Annotated in this window: 1 protein-coding gene; it reads left to right on the forward strand. The window is 71.0% G+C overall.

Annotated elements, in window-relative coordinates; translation table 11 throughout:
* Nucleotides 1-171: 171 nt before the first annotated feature.
* On the forward strand, nucleotides 172-1,521 hold a 1,350-nt coding region (locus ABYE80_RS20750; protein ID WP_372792337.1), incomplete at its 3' end, for a molybdopterin-dependent oxidoreductase.

Below are 1,521 nucleotides of genomic sequence, written 5' to 3' on the forward strand. Positions count from 1 at the left end.
CAGCGGGGCGTCGAGGAATTCGGCAACAGCCACGTGCCAAGCGTCGTAGGCTGGGACACCGCACCCGGCACACGTCACGGCGCGAGCATGTCGTCGCTCTTAACGGTGCTCTTGCGTTGCCGAGCAGGCATGAAAGACTCGCGGGAACGAGCGTCGAAGGGGAGAGCCGCCATGACCACCACCGTTCACCGGCAGTGCACGCTGTGCGAGGCGCACTGCGGGATCAAAGTCGAGTCGGAAGGCACGCGGGTCCTCCGCATCACCGGTGACCCGGACGATGTCATGTCCAAGGGCTACATCTGCCCGAAGGCGGCCGCCCTCGCCGACCTGCACCACGACCCCGACCGTCTGCGGCGCCCCGTCAAGCGGGTCGGGGACGAGTTCGTGGAGATCGGGTGGGACGAGGCTCTCGAACTCGCCGGGAGCGGCCTGCGTCGCATCATCGACCGCGACGGGCGTGACGGCGTGGCGACGTACCTCGGCAACCCGGGCGCCCACTCCTCGGCCGTGCTGGCGTTCTTCGCGATCCGGGCGCTGCTGCGCAGCGCCAACAACTACTCGGCCTCGTCGACCGACCAGCTCCCGCAGCACCGCACCTCGCACGAGATGTTCGGCACGCTCGCGATCCTCCCGGTGCCCGACATCGACCGCACCGACCACATGCTCGTGCTCGGCGCGAATCCCGCCGTGTCCAACGGCTCGGTCATGACGGCACCCGGCGCCCGGCACCGCCTGCGCGTCATCGTCGAGCGCGGCGGCCACGTCGTCGTCGTCGACCCGCGTCGCACCGAGACGGTCGCCCATGCCTCCGAGCACGTCCAGATCCGGCCCGGCGGGGACCCGTTCCTCCTCCTGGGGATGCTCCACACGATCTTCGACGACGGGTCGGTCGACCTCGGCGCCGTCGCCGGGAAGACCGACGGACTCGACGAGCTCGAGGAGCTCGTCCGGCCGTGGACCCCCGAGCGTGCTGCCCCGCTCGCCGGCGTGGACGCACAGACCATCGCCCGTCTCGCCCGCGAGTTCGCCGCCGCGCCGAGCGCCGTCGCCTACGGTCGCGTCGGCGTCTGCCAGCAGCGGACCGGCACGATCACGCACTGGCTCATCAACGCGCTCAACGTCGTCACCGGCAACTTCGACCGGGCCGGCGGCATGATGGCGGCGACGCCCGCGATCGACGGGCTCGGCCCGCTGGGCCTGCTGCCGGTCACGCGCAAGTGGGGCCATCGGCGCCAGCGCGTGAGTGGCCTCGAGGGCTACGCCGACGAGTTCCCGGTCGCCGGGTTCGCCGACGAGATCCTCACGCCGGGGAAGGGACAGGTCCGCGGACTCATCAGCTACGCGGGCAACCCCGTGCTCTCGACGCCCGACGGCGGGCGACTCGACGAGGCGCTCGCCGAGCTCGAGCACTACGTCGCGGTCGACATGTACATCACCGAGACGACCCGCCACGCGCACGTGATCCTGCCTCCGGTCTCGCACCTCGAGCGCTCCGACGTCGACTTCGTCTTCCCCGCCGTC

The organism is Paraconexibacter sp. (assembly GCF_041602235.1).
In the GTDB taxonomy this organism is placed as follows: Bacteria; Actinomycetota; Thermoleophilia; order Solirubrobacterales; family Solirubrobacteraceae; genus Paraconexibacter.